Source organism: Wolbachia endosymbiont (group A) of Rhinocyllus conicus (assembly GCF_947250775.1).
GTDB lineage: Bacteria > Pseudomonadota > Alphaproteobacteria > Rickettsiales > Anaplasmataceae > Wolbachia.
On sequence record NZ_OX366349.1, the window covers coordinates 1,580,434 to 1,595,583 of the forward strand.

14 protein-coding genes, 1 tRNA gene and 1 pseudogene are annotated in these 15,150 nt (G+C 35.1%); 8 read left to right on the top strand and 8 right to left on the bottom strand.

What is annotated here, in order from left to right; genetic code table 11:
* The first annotated feature begins 51 nt into the window (after positions 1-51).
* Positions 52-885, top strand: a complete 834-nt coding sequence (locus tag OOK92_RS07805; protein WP_264735777.1) for an ankyrin repeat domain-containing protein — start codon at positions 52-54, stop codon at positions 883-885.
* A gap of 219 nt (positions 886-1,104) precedes the next feature.
* On the opposite strand, the gene OOK92_RS07810 is transcribed toward OOK92_RS07805, so the two are convergent.
* Both OOK92_RS07810 and OOK92_RS07815 read right to left on the bottom strand, forming a co-directional pair.
* The gene (locus OOK92_RS07810) at positions 1,105-2,061 is read right to left on the bottom strand and encodes an IS5 family transposase (RefSeq protein ID WP_264735778.1); all 957 of its coding nucleotides are present in this window, start codon (positions 2,059-2,061) and stop codon (positions 1,105-1,107) included.
* Complete coding sequence (locus tag OOK92_RS07815; protein WP_264735779.1) at positions 2,046-2,240, bottom strand: hypothetical protein; 195 nt, start codon at positions 2,238-2,240, stop codon at positions 2,046-2,048. The genes OOK92_RS07810 and OOK92_RS07815 overlap by 16 nt, the downstream gene beginning before the upstream one ends.
* A gap of 335 nt (positions 2,241-2,575) precedes the next feature.
* Here OOK92_RS07815 and mutS point away from each other — a divergent pair, with 335 nt between their 5' ends.
* Entirely contained in the window at positions 2,576-5,089 is a 2,514-nt protein-coding gene (gene mutS / locus OOK92_RS07820) for a DNA mismatch repair protein MutS (protein ID WP_264735780.1), read from the top strand.
* 186 nt (positions 5,090-5,275) lie between these two features.
* On the opposite strand, the gene OOK92_RS07825 is transcribed toward mutS, so the two are convergent.
* Positions 5,276-6,439 (bottom strand): porin, encoded by a 1,164-nt coding sequence (locus tag OOK92_RS07825; protein WP_264735781.1) that lies wholly within the window; start codon positions 6,437-6,439, stop codon positions 5,276-5,278.
* Between the two features lie 62 nt (positions 6,440-6,501).
* A complete protein-coding gene (locus OOK92_RS07830) occupies positions 6,502-7,317 on the bottom strand; it encodes a hypothetical protein (RefSeq protein ID WP_253309117.1) in 816 nt (271 codons plus the stop codon).
* A gap of 439 nt (positions 7,318-7,756) precedes the next feature.
* Here OOK92_RS07830 and OOK92_RS07835 point away from each other — a divergent pair, with 439 nt between their 5' ends.
* The 3 genes from OOK92_RS07835 to dnaJ all read left to right on the top strand — a co-directional run bounded on the left by OOK92_RS07835 (position 7,757) and on the right by dnaJ (position 9,442).
* Positions 7,757-7,957: a hypothetical protein gene (locus tag OOK92_RS07835; RefSeq protein ID WP_264735782.1), complete on the top strand. Its 201-nt coding sequence runs from the start codon at positions 7,757-7,759 to the stop codon at positions 7,955-7,957.
* A gap of 206 nt (positions 7,958-8,163) precedes the next feature.
* Positions 8,164-8,241: transfer RNA gene (locus OOK92_RS07840), tRNA-Arg, on the top strand.
* 82 nt (positions 8,242-8,323) lie between these two features.
* Positions 8,324-9,442, top strand: coding sequence for a molecular chaperone DnaJ (gene dnaJ / locus OOK92_RS07845; protein WP_264735784.1), 1,119 nt, complete (start codon positions 8,324-8,326; stop codon positions 9,440-9,442).
* 147 nt (positions 9,443-9,589) lie between these two features.
* Here dnaJ and OOK92_RS07850 read toward each other — a convergent pair.
* A protein-coding gene (locus OOK92_RS07850) for an IS630 family transposase (RefSeq protein WP_264735405.1) occupies positions 9,590-10,592 on the bottom strand; the annotation gives its coding sequence in 2 pieces (ribosomal slippage) (positions 9,590-10,081 and positions 10,083-10,592; 1,002 coding nt in all).
* A gap of 170 nt (positions 10,593-10,762) precedes the next feature.
* Here OOK92_RS07850 and OOK92_RS07855 point away from each other — a divergent pair.
* The gene (locus tag OOK92_RS07855) at positions 10,763-12,397 is read left to right on the top strand and encodes a ribonuclease J (protein ID WP_253309120.1); all 1,635 of its coding nucleotides are present in this window, start codon (positions 10,763-10,765) and stop codon (positions 12,395-12,397) included.
* Positions 12,398-12,406: 9 nt separating this feature from the next.
* Positions 12,407-13,669, top strand: a complete 1,263-nt coding sequence (locus OOK92_RS07860; RefSeq protein WP_264735785.1) for a Tol-Pal system protein TolB — start codon at positions 12,407-12,409, stop codon at positions 13,667-13,669.
* Here OOK92_RS07860 and OOK92_RS08505 read toward each other — a convergent pair.
* On the bottom strand, positions 13,660-13,956 hold the full coding sequence (locus OOK92_RS08505) for a hypothetical protein (protein WP_386086839.1): 297 nt from the start codon (positions 13,954-13,956) through the stop codon (positions 13,660-13,662). The genes OOK92_RS07860 and OOK92_RS08505 overlap by 10 nt on opposite strands.
* Between OOK92_RS08505 and OOK92_RS07870 the strand changes: the two are divergent.
* Positions 13,918-14,187 (top strand): annotated as a pseudogene (locus OOK92_RS07870) (IS66 family transposase); the annotation flags it as partial. The gene OOK92_RS08505 and the pseudogene OOK92_RS07870 sit on opposite strands and share 39 nt — an antisense overlap.
* Positions 14,188-14,247: 60 nt before the next feature.
* Here OOK92_RS07870 and OOK92_RS07875 read toward each other — a convergent pair.
* The gene (locus OOK92_RS07875) at positions 14,248-14,841 is read right to left on the bottom strand and encodes a Maf family nucleotide pyrophosphatase (protein WP_064125248.1); all 594 of its coding nucleotides are present in this window, start codon (positions 14,839-14,841) and stop codon (positions 14,248-14,250) included.
* Positions 14,819-15,082 (bottom strand): translation initiation factor IF-1, encoded by a 264-nt coding sequence (gene infA, locus OOK92_RS07880; protein WP_264735786.1) that lies wholly within the window; start codon positions 15,080-15,082, stop codon positions 14,819-14,821. Before infA ends, OOK92_RS07875 begins: the two co-directional genes overlap by 23 nt.
* Positions 15,083-15,150 lie beyond the last annotated feature (68 nt).

A 15,150-nucleotide genomic window follows, 5' to 3' on the forward strand; every position in this document is an offset into this window, starting at 1 on the left:
TTTATTATATTATTTATTAATGAGTAATGCAATCAAATCAAGGAGGATAGCATGACTGGTGACGATAACAGAAAAACTTTACAATCGATAATTGCTAGCGAAAATCACAGTATAAATAGAGTTGGAAAGTTAAAAGATTTCCTTAAACAAAACAAAGAAATAACTATTAATAAAGACACATTTGCATATGCTTTACGATACCAAAAAACTACAAAGGAAGCAATAGTACACGAAATTCTGCTTCATTTTATACAAAATCCTGGCGAGCAATCACTAGAACAAGTGATACAATGCTTAGATAGAGCAATAAAACCTAGGATATATGCAAAAAACAACCCAATAAGAAATCTAGATGAGGAACTTCGTACTCATATAAACTTTAAAGATGAAAAGGGAAATACATTACTACATCATGCAGTTATAGGTAAGAAAACTGAAGAAATAATCACCCTTCTTGTTACATATAGTGCAAATCCTTTGATACAAAACGCGGATAATAAAATTCCTTTAGATTTAGCTCAAGGAGAAACAAAAAAAGTGCTTATTAAAAGTATGAAAGAACAAGCTAATACGAAAAAAGAAAGCGCTATGATAGGCAGTTTGGTGCCTGGCGTAATAATTGGTGGTTTTCTTGGTGTTGTACTTGGAGCTGGTGTGTGTGTTGCAGTAAGTCTTTCTGGTGGTATGATACTAGGTGTAATGATAGCACCTGTTCTTGTTGCTAGTATAGCTGTTGGGCTGGCCATGTATTTTTTGAGTCAAGACTATGAACAGGCTAAAGCGATAGAAAAAACTATTAGCACTGTTAGCTCTGAAATATCTGTTGATGATACAACTGCCGCTAATAAAAATAATAAAGAAGGGCCACAACTTACATATAGCTGACCCAAGCAACACGTCATACCGCGATTCATTCGCGGTATAGATTCCGCTAACTAGTAGCGGAATGACGAATGTGTCGTTTTTCAAATTGTCGTAAGTCACTTTAGCTATAATACACACAAGGAGGGTGTCATCCCAGCGCCCCTATGATGTCATCCCAGTGCTTGACACTGGGATGGCTTTGTTGCATAGCACCTTAAGCAGTGATGGTTTACGACAAATTTATGTAATGATTTCAAATTTAGCCATACCAATATCAGTGAATTTGTTGAGCAAATAGCACTTAATTAGTAATTCTTTTTCACGATTTACTTCAGATTTATTCCTAAAGCTAAATCCAAATACTTGCCTCAACCTTGAGAAAAATCCTTCTATGTAAGATCTCTTTCCATAAATTGCTTCCTTTTTCCACTCTTTTACACCATCTTGTCCATATAATTTTATTAACCTAATAGCAGCATTCCTGTCAGACATATAATCTATTTTTGAATGTTCTGCTGCATCCTTTTTTGGTAGAACTTTTGTCTTTATATCGTATTTCTTACACAATTTATAAAGTTTGTGCCTATCGTATGCCCTATCTGCATATAATGCTTTTATTTTGTGCTGAAAATTAACTTCTTCAAGCAAATCGCAAGCTCCATAGTGGTCAGAGTAGACGCCATTACTGTATCTTGCAGCTATAGCTTTTTTACTATTCACACTTAACATAACATGTAACTTTCTTACTTGCTCGTAGCTTCGGTACTTTCTATCTGCACTGTTTTCCTTACTGTGGCCAGGAGTGTTACTGTAAATGCTGATACTTGTGCTATCTATGATAATTTCAATATTTTCCATGTTGCTTTTATCAACCCTGCAATCATTTATCTTAATATTAAGTTTTTTAAACCTTCTTGATGCTTGTGAATAGCTGATAACTGCCAAATTTTTTCCTATTTGTTGCAGATATCCTTTTATAAACCCCACCGTTTGTCTTAACCCAATTCTAAAAAGATTGACAATTATATGCACCAAAATTACGACTTTATCACTGTAAATATAGTTGCCGCCCTGCATTTTTGGACTATTTTCATACCAATTTTCGATAGCTTCATCGATGTAACGAAAAATATTTCCCCTTTTTTCAAGGAATTTGTTATATTCGTTTTGGTTACTGACTTTCATTTTCTGTGGCATATTTTTTCTTCAACAGTTAAATGGTTATTTATAATGAATTTTGTCAGTAGCCACCAGATTTTTTCGGTTGCTATGCAACAAAGCCCACTGGGATCCAGAAAAGTTTGCTTGTGAACAAGCAAACTAGCATGGAAAGTAGCTGATCTTACACTAAATGAATGTTTTTGATGAGGTTGCATAGAAGCTGGATTCCAGTGTCAAGCACTGGAATGACACCATTTGCTGTGCAATTTACCTTCAAAAATGAATGTTCGTACAGCTATGCGCGGTATAGATTCCGCTAACTAGTAGCGGAATGACGAATTTGTCGTTCTTCAAATTGTCGTAAGTCACTTTAGCTATAATACATACAAGGAGGGTGTCATCCAAGTGTCCTGACTACTTGGATCCAAGAAATTTAATTGTTTTAAATTTTCCCCTCTATACACCTATCTAAAATTTATGTTATTCACATGTGCAATATAATCTATAATAACATTGAATTTATTACCAATACAATATATTAAAAAATATTATGAGCTTCGTAAGAGAAAAAAACACCCCTGTGATGGAGCAATATTTGAACCTGAAAGCTCAATACAAGGATCATCTGCTATTTTATAGGCTAGGAGATTTTTATGAGTTGTTTTTCGATGATGCTATTAAAGCTGCGAAATTGCTGAATATAGTGCTAACCAAGAGGGGCAATTCAAATGGGCAAGAAATACCAATGTGTGGAGTGCCAGCACACAGTAGCGAATCTTACCTACACAAGCTAATAGATTTAGGATTCAAAGTAGCAATCTGTGACCAATTAGAAACTGCTGATGAAGCAAAAAAGAGGGGCTATAAATCCATAGTAAAACGTGATGTAGTACGAGTTGTAACTCCAGGTACAATTATAGAAGATTCGCTACTGGAGGATAAAAGCAATAATTATCTCGCATCCATAGTTGAACAAAATGACGAATATGCTATTAGTTGGCTTGAATTATCAACGGGAAAATTTTTTCACACTTTAACGAATTTGAAAGCTCTAGATAGTGATTTATTGCGTATATCACCAAGAGAATTATTAATTTCTGAAAAATTCACTGAGGACGAAAAAATTAGATCGATTTTAAAAAATTATAAAATATCAATTACACAACACGCACAGAGTTTTTTTGAGTATAGTAAATCTCACAGAACGTTATGCGAGTTTTATAAAATCAGGGAACTTGGGAGTATAGGAAATTTCAGCAAAGTAGAAATCATGGCGTGCGGTGCACTGCTTGAATATGTCAGAGTAACACAAAGGGGCTCCATTCCAAGGCTTGAATTCCCAAAAACCTATAAGCAACAAAATTTCATGCTTATTGATGCTTCAGCAAGGAGAAATCTTGAGTTGTTTTCAACTCAATTTGGTGAAAAGAAAGGTTCACTAATTTCAGTTATTGATCACACAGTTACAGCCTCTGGTGGACGCCTGCTCAAACAAATGCTCGCTTCACCACTTGCTTGCTCCAAGGCAATCAATTTGAGGCTCAGCACCGCTCAATTTTTTGTAAATAATCATGAGCCACGCAGAAAAATACGAGAGATATTATCTAACATTCCGGATATTGAGAGGTCTTTATCGCGCTTAATACTAGGACGTGGTTCACCAAAGGATATGAACCTATTAAAAATAGGCCTAGGAAAAACTTTAGAGTTATCTGAGTTCTTATGTAAAATTGAATCAGGTGAAAATGGATCTCTCCCACAACAATATGTCATCCAAGTAGCTGACACTGGAATCCAGATGCAGATTCCAGCGTCACGCGCTGGAATGACAGTAAAATCAGACGAGAGTGAACTAAGCACAATACATAAAAGTCTTGGTAATCATAAAGATCTATTCGAGCTTCTAAACAGCGCTATACTTGATAATAACCTCAGTTCCGTGAAAGAAGGAGGATTTATCAATCCAAAATACAACTCAGAATTATCTGAGTTATCTTATATATTGAACAACAGTAACAAGTTGGTAACTAAGCTCCGTGAGTCTTATCGCAACCTAACTGGCATTGCCGCACTCAAAATATTACACAACAATATACTTGGTTATTACGTTGAAGTGTCAGCAAATCACAAAATAACTTCGGACATATTTATTCATAGGCAAAGCTTAGCAAATAGCATGCGCTACACTACTAATGAATTGAAAGAACTAGAAAATAAAATTCTTACGGCACGTGATGCTGCAATCGGCTTAGAAGTGAAAATTTTTAGTGAACTGTGTAGTGAAGTCGCTAAAGAATCTGAAAAAATTGCTCTTGCTGCAAATGCTTTGGCAAAACTTGATATTAGAGCCACGTTTGCGGAGCTTGCAGTGCAAAATAATTACGTAAAACCCATTATCGATGACAGTAAAGAGTTCAATATTCGCAATGGAAGACATCCAGTGGTTGAAGTTAACGATAAATTCATTGCAAATAGCATCAATTTAGCTGGTATACATCTAATTACTGGTCCTAATATGGCTGGAAAAAGCACTTTCTTGAGGCAAAACGCTCTCATTGCAGTTTTAGCTCACATGGGGTCATTTGTGCCAGCAGAGAGTGCGCATATTGGAGTGATTGACAAGATATTTAGCAGGGTTGGTGCAACAGATAATATAACAGCTGGTTATTCTACCTTCATGGTAGAGATGATCGAAACAGCAACGATAGTAAATCAGGCAACAGATCGTTCCTTGGTGATACTTGATGAAATTGGTAGGGGCACAGGAGTGTATGATGGCTTATCTATTGCTCAGGCGGTGATTGAACATATTCACAATGTAAATAAGTGCCGCGCCATTTTTGCAACTCATTATCATGAATTAACTAAAGTAAGCAAATACTTGAAGAACGTGAAATGTTTTTGTGTAAAAATAAGAGAGTGGAACGGAGAGGTTATCTTTCTACATGAAGTAATTGAAGGCATTGCAGATGAGTCATATGGAATACATGTGGCAAAACTTGCTGGTTTTCCTGATTCTGTTTTAAATAGAGCAAGTGAAGTATTTGAGGAGCTAAAGGCTTAAGAGGAAATTCTGATCTTACCCAGAAAAAGTAGAGAGAACCCTATGATATTATTTTTTGTAACATTGTTATACACGTCACGATAAGGGGGCTGGCAAAATGTGTCAAGTAAGTTTTTCGTTTCTATGTTATCCGCTACTTGGATGACAGAAAAGAGTGCTGGGATGACAGGAGGCAATGTAACCTCATTAAAAACTTAATTTCAGTCCAGTCAAGAGCACATAACCAGAGTTGCTATTTTCTACTTCAGGCTCTTTGGTACTAAATTTTACAATATCGAGATAGTATGAAGTGCCCATAAAAAATGGATATTCAAGGCTTAAAGCATATGATGTTAACTCGTTTGCTGCAATATCCCTACCACTATTGAAATATGTTAAGCTCAATTTACGAGAATCAGAATGGTAAGCAATACCTGCATTCATATAATACGTATTATTTATTTCAGGATTACGCTTCTCACCAGATTTACCGCCATTACCATACGAAAAAATGCAATCAAGATCGAACAATTTTAGCTTCAAACCAAAATTCCAGTGCAGTAATTGATTACGACATTCATAATTTTTAGAAGTTCCATCTGAGCAATCAGTTAAATTTTCTCTTGCAAATTCACCAGTTAAGGCAGTAGTAAAATTTATATCATCTGATAGGCCATTTTTATAGGAAAGGCCAGCAGCAATTAAATTGCTGTACTGTAAGTTATTTTTTCCTGGGACATAACTGAACCCGAGTTGAAAGTTATAGATTTCAGGGGAGATGTAGTTAATTGATGATTGTTTTAACCCTAGTTCGAGTCCATTATAATTACTGTAAATGTTGGGTTTTACCCAAAATACCTTGTCTTTATCATATCCAGGGCCATTATCTCTGTTTTCGTTACCACGCAAATTTGCATAGTTTGTCCAATGACCATTTACTCCTCCAGCAGCTGTATAAATTTTTGAAGTGTTAATTAACATGCCCTGACTAACTAAACTTCTTTTACCATATTCAATTGATCCAAGCACCTGATTTTTAATGATGAAATACCATTCCTCCATGTCTAACTTTTCTATGTCTAACGCTTTTAGGTTTGCAATACCAGAAACTCCTGCCTTAACATTAAACCCCATTTGAGTATTTGGATAAACTTGCTGTAAATAAAGAAAGCGCAAGTATGAATAACTTGAAGTTTTATCCTTAGCCTTAGCATTGAAAGAACCTCTGTTGAAGGCGTAGCCGAATCTCAAATCTATTTTTCCGTCTAGTTCTACATAAAATATTTCCTTATCCAAAATTGTTCTAGAGCTAGCACTACTCTGCAAAAATAATGATGAAAGCAGTGCTACCAGGTAGTACCTTAACTTCATAAATAAACTTAAATTTTTATAAAAATTTAAGTTTAAACTCAATATAAATAAAAAACAACTTTTCAGAAGGCGCCGCTGGTAGATTTTGCTGCCCGTTTTTGAGCTATATTCCCATAAATTATTGATACACTTGGTAATTTTCGCTTTAATAACTGCTTATTAATGGCAGAATGTATACGATTAATTATTTTAGACGTACTTTTTACATCGCAGTTAATCAAAACAAAAAGCACTTTATTCTCATCAATATACCCTAGAAAATCATCACTACGGCAATTTTTACAAAAATGTTCTATGATAACTTTCAGTGCATCATTTGTCTCACTACAGCTACTATTTAAGCCAATCACTCCTATAGCTGCATTAATTTGATGTTGAAAGGCAAAATTTAATATAACGTATAACTCTAGAATAGTAGACTCATTGTTTGGTATATCGAATAAGTCATGGTTTTTATATTTTTTACCCATTAGATATTCATCTCTAAAGATTCCTAATTTATGAGACAAGCTGATATCACGTATCAATAGCTCATAATTTATTTTATTACTAGCAAATTGTGCAGTGCGGAAAACTTTTACTTTTGTCTTTATATCTTCTCCTTTAGCATCAGTTAAGGAAAAACCTATCACTTTAGGTAATACATCAAGTAAATCGTGTCCATTTTCGGTATACTCTAAATAATTCTTCATGTCGTCAGCTGCTCTTGCACTTAAAATATTGATTAACGGCTTATTAAGTAAATTCCCTTCCTCGTATTTTAACAAATTCCTTGCGGCTTGATTGAGCCCTAAAATTAATACGTTTTTTTTCTTATTATCCTGACAAACAGATACTACAGCATCATCTTTCCTTCTTGCAGTTATGAAATCATCCATACTTTCATTCTATACAGCATATTTATAAGTATAATAAGATTATATTAAAGTTTACTTACTTATTAATATGCTTGATTAGATATAGATAAAATGTCATACGGGATGGCTTTGTTAGCTATTTTAGGTGGTAATAAATGGATAGTCAAGCAAAGTTACAAATGTAATTTTGCTTGACTTATCCGTTTTTTTTATATCTTTATTACAATCATAACCTCTAGCTCTGAGTTATACCCCTTTGTTACATTGTATTAGATGGAAGTAGAACAAGTCACGTTTAGTTGTTCTGAAAGATCTACTATAGCTAACTGAAAAAAGGTTACCCCAGAAGGGATAAAAAGGTATAAAATGGCTTTAGATAAGGTAGAATGATGCCAAAGTGAGAATCTGAGGGGACGTGTTTTGAAAGTAGGTAGCTTGTGCTGTTTACCCAGTCTTACCAGTGTGGGGTTTAGCTATCCTTGGCGTTAATTCTCTCGTATGTTTTGCTGGTGGTTTAGCTTTTCATATGAAGCATGAGAAAGAATCAGACAATATTGAGGAGGCTGAAGAAGCAGTTAGGAATTATGGACCACCTCCTCCTTATAGTGAATTTAATAATTCTAATTCGGAACAGCAGTTTGGGAATTGTGAGGGGTTCTAAACCCACAACTATACGAACATTGCAATTTCAGATCCAGTGCCTTGACTACAAATGTTCGTATAGTTGTGAGCTTGACCATAAAATGATTCTTAAGAAAACAAATGCAATTTTTTGCAGGTTTCACGTATGATAAAAATTAACAGTTTTATTTTTAGCCAAATTAATTGAATCAAGCTACAAAACCTGCTAAAGTTAACTTTATGAAAGCACCCTTAGCTCAGTTGGATTAGAGCATTTGACTACGGATCAAAAGGTCGGGCGTTCAAGTCGCTCAGGGTGCACCACATTTTATAGGAAACAGAAGTCACACTTGAAATTAATATATGCAATACCTATCTTTAGAGGTTAAACACTAAACTATTATATATGAGCAAAAAAGACTACTATGATCTGCTGGAAGTAGGAAGAAATGCCAGTATTGATGAGATAAAAAAAGCGTATAAAAAATTAGCGTTAAAATATCATCCTGATAGAAATCCTGGCAATCAAGAAGCAGAGGAAAAATTTAAAGAAGTAACAGCTGCATATGAAGTTCTATCTGACTCTGAGAAAAGGGCAAGCTATGACCGTTATGGCCACGAAGGTGCTTCTGGTGGGTTTCAAGGCTTTAGCTCTGCAGGAGATTTTAGCGACATATTCAATGACTTCTTTGGTGGAGGATTCGGTGGTGGTGCAAGTAGATCAAGAGCAAAGAGGAGCACAACAGGAGTGTCTGGAGCAGACCTACGTTATGATCTTGAAATTACCTTAGAAGATGCATTTAAAGGAATACAAGCGCCTATACATTATGTGACAAATGTAAAATGTGACACATGCCAAGGCACAGGTAGCGAAGGAGCAATTAAACCAGTTCAGTGCCCCACATGCCAGGGAAGCGGTAGGATTAGAACTCAACAAGGCTTTTTTACCATCGAAAGAACATGTACTACATGCTATGGGGAAGGAGAAATAATACAAAATAAATGTAAGAAATGTGGTGGAAGTGGACGTAGAAGAGATGAAGTAAATATATCCGTTTCAATTCCAAAGGGCATAGAAGAAGGAGCTAAGGTAAGGATAAGTGGTAAAGGAGAAGCTGGAGCAAGAGGTGGAAAAAGTGGAGATTTATACGTATACGTGAAAATAGCTCCCCATAAAATCTTTACTCGAAATAAGGCAGATTTACACTGTAAAGTACCTATAAGAATGACACTAGCTGTGCTTGGTGGTGAAATTGATGTTCAGTCAATTGATGGAGCTAAAACAAAAGTAAAAGTTCCAGAGAGCACTCAAACTGGTACCAAGTTACGTTGTAAGGAGAAGGGTATGCCATATATGAACTCACATGTTCGTGGTGATTTATATGTACAGGTAATAGTTGAGACTTTAAATCCAAAAAATTTAACTAAAAAGCAAATTGAACTATTAAAAGCACTTGAAGAAGAGGAAAATGCAAATGTACAACAACGATCTGAAGGGTTTTTTAGTAAAGTAAAAAAAAAATAAGAAATCTGCTAAATGACATGAAGGAGTAACTGTTTACGGGTTTTCATTTAATCCTGCAATTCTTTGACCTTATTAATGGAAAACTTAACAATAGTGTTGATATCAACATTATTAGCCAACAGAAACTTCTTATACCAAATTCCATTACTAATCGAACAAATAAGAAACATTACAAACTCGTTTAATAGTAGTGCTGGAAATACTGACAATAAAATTACACACAACATCTTCAAGTAAGCCTATGGTATCGTAGACTCTGTTGCGTAAAGTATTGTGTTTGATATATTGCCACAACCTCTCAACAGGATTCAGTTCAGGTGAATAAGGAGGCAAGTATATAATGGTAATGTTTTCCTGAAATTTCAAACTTTTTGATCTATGCCAACTTGCACAATCCATTACAAGAAAGGCTTCTTTCGTGCCTAAATCTTTCGACATCTGCTCCAGAAATATATTCATACAATCAGTGTTTACATATGGAGCAAGTAGGCTAATTTCCTTACCACTTCTTGGATTTACCGCACTGTAGATATAGAAATTTTGTCTACCGATTTTTATTTTAACCTGCGTTCTGATCCCTTTTTTGAACCATCCGTGTCCGATTTTTGAATGAGTTCCAAATCGTGATTCATCAAAAAAATACCTCCTTTTCAGGGTGGGAATTGACTATTTTATTGAAGTATTTTTTAAACTCTTCTTGCTTGTTTTTATCTTGTTTATGGTGCATTGGCCTTGGTGTTATGTAAGAAAATTTCATCCTTTGTATCTCACGGTGCACTGTTGATTTACCGATGTTTAGGTCAAATTCCTCTGAGATTTTTATTCGCACTTCCTTAATAGTAATATTTGGATTTTTTTCTACCCATATTTCAATTTGCTTACGTTGATTTTTGTTTAATTTGCTTTTTCTTCGCCGCTGAGACGGGGCAAATAGTTTTTCTACTCTACCAAATTTTAGATGCTTTATCCATTCAGTCAAAGCAGTCCTTGAAATTTTACATATTCTTGCTACAGCGCTTATACTACTTTCTTTTCCTGCTATTACCGCTTGTAACTTTTTTGAAACATATGCATTATTTCTGACCTTTTTTAACATTTCTTTCGCCAAATTTACAACTTTTTCGTCTAATAGTTTTGACCTTAATGCCATTTAAACCTCGCTATTTCACTTACTTTAGTATAGCTTTTTTTCCATTATCTTCTATCTGTTCTTTGTATAGTGGGAATTGGTATTAGTTCCTTAAAATTATGTAAAAGCAATAAATTTCTTTATTTAAGGTCAAAGTTTTGCTATTCTCAGGTTTTAATAATTTAAATTTAATGAATATAAACAAAAATGAGTTTTTATTTCTTCCGCTTGGGGGAGTAGGAAGAATCGGGATGAATGTTAGCCTATATCATTATCAAGGTAAGTGGATTATGATCGACCTTGGTGTTGGTTTTGCAGATGAAACTATGCCAGGTGTTGAGCTGCTCATTGCTGATGTAGATTTTATTGCTCAAAGAAAAAAAGATTTGCTTGGAATAATAATTACACATGCACATGAGGACCACTGCGGTGCAGTGCCCCACTTGTGGGAAGAGTTGCAGTGCCCCATATATACAACAAAGTTTACGGTTAATTTTCTTAGGGAGAAACTAAAGGAGTTTCGATTAGAAGATACAGTACCTGTGAAAGAGGTGGACATAAATGGCAGCACAAATTTGGGTCCTTTTACCGTCGAGTTTATAAATATAACTCATTCAATTCCTGAGGCAAATTCAATATTAATTAGCACTGAAATGGGTAGTGCACTCCATACCGGAGACTGGAAATTTGATCCAAAACCTGTTGTTGGATTAACTTCTAATATAGAGCGTCTAAAAGAAATTGGCGATAAAGGTGACCTGCTTGCAGCAATTTGCGATTCAACCAATATATTAAGCAAGCATCACCCTGAGTCAGAAGGTGAAATTTATAATAACATTTATAACATAATAAAGCGGTCTAAAAAATTAGTTGCTGTTTCGCTATTTGCTTCAAATGTGGCACGAATTGAAACGATAAGCCAAGCTGCAAAAGCACTAAATAGAAAAGTAGTTTTACTTGGTAGATCTTTATGGAGAATAGTGAAGGTTGCGCAAGATAGTGGTTATTTAACTGATTCTCCTCAGTTTCTTGAAGCAAAGGAAGCAGTAAATTTTCCAAGGGAAAAACTGGTGCTACTTTGCACAGGTTGTCAAGGTGAGCCACTGGCAGCAACTTCAAGGCTTGCTAATAAGAGTCATCAAGCATTTAAAATGCAGCAAGGTGATACCATGATCTTTTCGTCAAAAATCATTCCTGGAAATGAAACTCGTGCGCACAACATGCTCAATGCCTTTATTGAGATGGGGGTAGAAGTTGTTACTGAAAAAACAGAGCATGTTCATGCTTCTGGGCATCCAACAAGAGAAGAGTTAAAGGAAATGTATTCTTTAATAAAACCGAAGATGTCTATTCCAGTTCACGGCGAATATATTCACACGCATGCACATGTAAAATTTGCTAAAGAGTGCGGTGTGGCAAAAGCAATAATGATTGCACCAGGTGATATTGTTAATTTGGAGAACGGAGAAAAAGTTGATTCAATCGATGTTGACTACTTTGGTATTGATGGTATGCTGCTACGTCATCCGGAGAGCAGTGTTATAAAAATGCGTAAAAGAATGAGAGATGCCGGAGTTATTGTGGTAATAGCAGTTGTAAACAAGAAAAATAAATTGCTTACTAAACCGAAAGTATTTGTACCTGGTGTTTTTGAAGTGCTAGAAGATGCAGCTATTATACAGAAAATTGTCAAGAAAGTTGAGTCGTTGTTTAGTTTGCAGCCAACAAAAAAAATTAAAAATAAGATTGAAAGTTCAATATTGAGTATCTTAAAGGAATATTTACTAAAAAGACCTATAATTGAAGTCCAGATAGAACAGGTATGAAATGAAAGAATGAAGTTATTCGTTCAATTAATATTGCTTGTTTCGTTATTTATTCCTTATTTTACAAAAGCTGCTTTATATGTTGATATAAAAAAAAGCAGTGTTGGTAACATTGGTCTTGTTGTATCTAAATGTACATGTAAAACAGCGCTGGAAAGCGAATTAAGCGAAAATATTGCAAAGGTAATAGGAACAAATTTATCTAATTGTGGCTTATTTAATGTAAAACGTGGCGCGGAAGCTGAATTTAAATCTTGGAAAAGCGATACTGTAGTCACAGTAAGTTTAAGCGAAGTATCTGGTAGTGCATTAGAGCTATCATTTCGTTTATTTGACACTTTTACAAAAAGAGAATTACTTACTCAGTCAGTTGTTTTTCCAGCAAAAGACTGGAGAAAAATTGGTCACCTCGTTTCGGATGTGATACATGATAGATTGATTGGTGAGAAAGGGCACTTCAACACAAAAATCACGTATATTGCTGAAGAAAAAGATAGCAATTATAAATCCGTACGTAAAATTGCTGTGATGAATCAAGATGGAAGTAATATAAAATACTTAACAAATGGCGATAGATTTGTGTCAACACCGAGATTCTCACCAAATGGAAAGGGTATTGTTTATATCTCATACGCAAATGGTAAAAGTTATATAGTATTAAAAAATTTAAAAGACCACACTGAATCAATAATCAGCGCATTTGAAGGAGTTATTTCTGCACCAAGATTTTCTCCTGATGGTAAATCTCTTTTAATTTCCCACTCATTGGGTGGTGAAACGAATATATTATCTTTGGATTTAAGTAGTAAACGGACAAAAAAAATTACTAAAGGTTCAGCTATAAGCACTTCTCCCTCTTTTTCTCCAGATCAAAAGTATATGGTTTTTAGTTCCGATATGAGTGGGAGTCAGCAGCTGTATGTTATCGATTTTACTAACAAAAGTAAAAAACCTAAAAGAATTAGTTTTGGAAGTGGAAGATATGCTACGCCTGTTTGGTCGCCAAAAGGAGATCTGATAGCTTTCACAAAGATTCAGTCAGGAAAATTTTACATAGGAGTTATGAAGCCAGATGGCAAAGAAGAACGTCTACTTTCAGAAGGGCATAAAATTGAATCTCCGGCATGGCTACCAAATGGTAGAGAAATCATTTTCACAAGAACAGAATCACCAAGCAACTCTAAACTATATTTAGTAGACTTAGTAAAGAAAAATCAAAAAATGGTTTCCACTCCCACAAATGCTTTTTTACCGGATTGGTCTTATTCTTGAACTACTGAGCTGCATGCTCCACAGCATTGATTTATTGCCACATTAACAAGATATCCCGCTACACCACCTACTATAGTACCAGCGATTCCTGACAACACAACAGTTGCAATTACTCCAATAGCAGCAATTTCAGGTATAATTCCCATTGTAGCCATTGTGGCTCCTATAGCGCCAAACAATAATGCTGAGCTTATAATTATCCAGCTCCTCCCTGAAGATTGTTTTTGTGGAGAATTATGTATTAAGATGTATATGAACAAGTAGAGAGAGCAAGCAAAGTTTTGCATATTGATGAAACTAGCCATTATTCTAAAGGTAAACTTGGCTGGTGCTGGGTGTTTGCTAATAATGAAGCAAGCCTTATTAAATTAGCAGACACAAGAGGAGTTAAGTTTCTAGAGAGTAGTACATTTTCTAGTTATAAGAATTTGGTTGTTACCGATAGGTATGCGGTTTACAACTACTTCAGTGACGAAAAAAGACAGATTTGTTGGGCACACTTGTTAAGGGATTTCGAAGGCTATCTACCCACTTTAAATGGTGCTATATTGGGCCTTAACTTGACGCGTATGGTTTATTTAACACTCCCGGTTAAAATAATTACTTAGCAAACAATAGGTTTCATGTAATGGTAACCCTATAACGGAAGAGTAGGAGCCGCGTAAGAACAATACGAACATCCCAGCTAGGCCTTGTATATTGCATCCCCCTGCCCTATTTTTCCACTCTTCTGATGCTAAATAATACTTAATTTCTTGTTCACTGAGACGTTTAAATTTCACTATTGTAACCACAGTTCTAATATGTTGTTTAGATTGATCGGGAGTTAATAGACACACACTGGTATATACTCTATGCCTTCTTCCTGATAACAAGCGGATGCATTTTTCTGCTTGCTCAACGTTTTCAGCTTTAAGCAATATCCTTCTACCACAAGCAACAACTGTATCAACACCAAGCACAAAGTAATTTGGATTTGAACTTTGTATTTTCTCAGCTTTACTTTTTGCCATACGGATTGAGTAATCCTTCGGAAGTTCCTTTTTTAAAGGGGCTTCATCTATGTCTGCTGGCAAAATTAAACCTGGCTCAATATTTATTTGTTTTAGTAAAGCTATACGCCTTTTCGATGATGAAGCAAGAATAAGATTATTTAGAGATCGTTCTGTCACTTGTACCTTTAAGCCTTCTAATGATCCGACCTTTTTTCGCATTCCTATCGTAAATGCTCATCTCAACTAACACCCTATCCCCGATAATGATGCGTATTTTACTTCTTCTCACTTTCCCTGATACATGACAGATAATCTCATGTTCATTGTCCAGTTTCACTCTAAATTCTGCTGCAGGTAGTAAAGCAGTTACTGCCCCTTCCACTTCAAAAATTGTTTTCGATTTCTCGCCTTTTATCATATGTTATATTATAATTTAATAATCTTTTTCAGTCTACTATAGATTTTAAATTATTATCAACACAAAAG